This window comes from Streptomyces sp. L-9-10 (genome assembly GCF_004151105.1).
Classification (GTDB): domain Bacteria; phylum Actinomycetota; class Actinomycetes; order Streptomycetales; family Streptomycetaceae; genus Streptomyces.
Map to the genome: position 1 here is coordinate 1 of NZ_PHRF01000167.1, position 2,727 is coordinate 2,727.

1 protein-coding gene is annotated in these 2,727 nt (G+C 71.1%); it reads right to left on the reverse strand.

Annotated elements, in window-relative coordinates:
* Positions 1–2,727 (reverse strand): type I polyketide synthase (locus CU044_RS36350; protein ID WP_129773096.1); only part of this gene is annotated, 2,727 nt, incomplete at both ends.

A 2,727-nucleotide genomic window follows, 5' to 3' on the forward strand; every position in this document is an offset into this window, starting at 1 on the left:
GTCGAAGAAGGGCTCCCAGTCCACCCGGACACCGCGTACGTGCAGCTGCCCCGCAGCCATGGTGGCGGCCACCGCCTCCGGCCGGTCACCACGCAGCATCGACACGAACCCGGCGTCGGGTGCGGTCTCCTGGCCCAGCGCCGACAGCGTCCCGCCAGGACCGACCTCGACGAACGTGCCCACGCCCTCACCCACGAGCGTGCCCACGGCATCGGCGAACCGTACGGACTCGCGTACGTGCCGCACCCAGTACTCCGGCGACGCCAACTCCTCCGCGCTCGCCCGCGCACCGGTCAGCGTCGACACGATCGGAATCGCGGGCGCCTCGAACGACACGCCCTCCAGCACCGCGCGGAACTCGTCGAGCATCGGCTCCATCAGCGGCGAGTGGAACGCGTGGCTGACGCGAAGCCGCGTCACCTTCCGACCGCCCTCACGCCACAGCTCCGCCAGCACGTCCACATCCGCGGCGACGCCTGAGATGACCACCGAGTTCGGGCCGTTGACCGCCGCGATGCCCACGGTGTCCGGCAGGTCGGCGGCGACCTCGGCCTCGGACGCCTGGACCGCCACCATCGCACCACCGGACGGCAACGCCTGCATCAGCGCACCACGCGCCGACACCACCTTGGCGGCATCTGCCAGCGACCACACACCCGCCACGTGCGCGGCGGCCAGCTCACCGATCGAGTGGCCCGCCAGCATGTCGGGGCGCACACCCCACGACTCCAGCAGACGGAACAGAGCGACCTCGACGGCGAACAACGCCGGCTGGGTCACACCCGTCTCGTTCAGCGCGTCGGCGTCCTCACCGAACAGCACCTCACGCACCCGCGGATCGAACCGACGCAGGACCTCGTCCAAGGCCTCCGCGAACACCGGGAAACGCTCGGACAGTTCACGCCCCATGCCCAGCCGCTGGGAGCCCTGACCCGAGAACAGGAAACCCACCCGGCCGGGCTCGTCCACGACCCCCGCGACCACGGCACCTGTCGCCTGGCCGTCGGCCACGGCCGCCAGAGCGGCCAGGAACTCGGACCGGTCGGCGGCGACCAGCACCGCACGGTGCTCCAGCACCGCCCGCGTCGACACCAGCGCGCGGCCCGCGTCCGCGACGGTCAGCTCAGGAGTCGCGTCCACAAAGGAGGTGAGCCGCGCGGCCTGCTCCCGCAACGCCTCGGCGCTGCGGGCCGACAGCACCCACGGCACCAGGTTGTCGCGTACCGGCTCCGGGGCTTCCTCCCGCTCCACGACGGGGGCCTGCTCGATGATGGTGTGCGCGTTCGTACCACTCACACCGAACGACGACACACCCGCCCGCCACGGCTGGCCGGTCTCCGGCCACGGCTGAGCCTCCGTCAGCAGCGACACCGCACCGGCGGACCAGTCCACGTGCGACGACGGCTCGGTGACGTGCAGCGTCTGCGGCAGCACACCATTCCGCATCGCCATGACCATCTTGATCACACCCGCCACACCGGCTGCCGCCTGCGTGTGACCGATGTTCGACTTCACCGACCCCAGCAACAACGGCCGGTCGGCGGGCCTGCCCTGGCCGTAGGTCGCCAGCAGCGCCTGCGCCTCGATCGGGTCACCCAGCGTCGTACCCGTGCCGTGCGCCTCCAGGGCATCCACATCGGACGGCGCGAGACCCGCACTGGCGAGCGCCTGCCGGATCACCCGCTGCTGCGAGGGACCGTTCGGCGCGGTCAGGCCGTTGGACGCACCGTCCTGGTTCACCGCGGACCCACGTACCACCGCCAGCACCTGGTGGCCGTTGCGCCGGGCGTCCGACAACCGCTCCACGACCAGCATGCCGACACCCTCACCCCAGCCGGTGCCGTCGGCGCTGTCGGAGAACGCCTTGCACCGGCCGTCCGGGGCCAGACCCCGCTGGCGGCTGAACTCGACGAACGCGCCCGGCGTCGACATCACTGTCACACCGCCGACCAGCCCGAGTTCACACTCGCCCTTGTGCAGCGCCTGTACCGCCAGGTGCAGTGCCACCAGCGAAGACGAGCACGCTGTGTCCACCGTGACGGCGGGCCCCTCAAGGCCGAACGTGTACGACAGCCGGCCGGAGATGACACTCGCCGAGATACCCGTGCCGGCGTATCCCTCGACGGTCTCGTGCGCGGCCATCACCAACGCGCCGTAGTCCTGGCCGTTGGTGCCGACGAACACACCGGCCCGACGGCCCCGTACCGAATGCGGGTCGATGCCCGCCCGCTCGAAGGCCTCCCAGGAGGTCTCCAGCAGCAGTCGCTGCTGGGGGTCCATGGCCAGTGCCTCGCGCGGCGAGATCCCGAAGAACGCCGGGTCGAATCCCGCCGCCTCGTAAAGGAATCCGCCTTCACGCGCGTATGTGGTGCCCGAGTGGTCGGGGTCGGGGTCGTACAGGGACTCCACGTCCCAGCCACGGTCGGTCGGGAACTCCGCCACCGCGTCCCCACCCGACGCGACCAGTCGCCATAGGTCCTCCGGCGACTCGACACCACCGGGGAAACGGCAGCTCATCCCGACGATCGCGATCGGCTCGTCGGTGACGGCCGCGGCGGGGCCCTCAGCCACCGCGTCGAGCACACCACCCAGCAGCTCGGCGCCCAGTCGCGCCGCGAGAACAGCGGGGGTCGGATAGTCGAAGACCAGCGTGGCCGGGAGAGTCAGCTCGGTCGCCGCGTTGAGACGGTTGCGCAGCTCGACCGAGCTGAGCGAGTCGAAACCAAG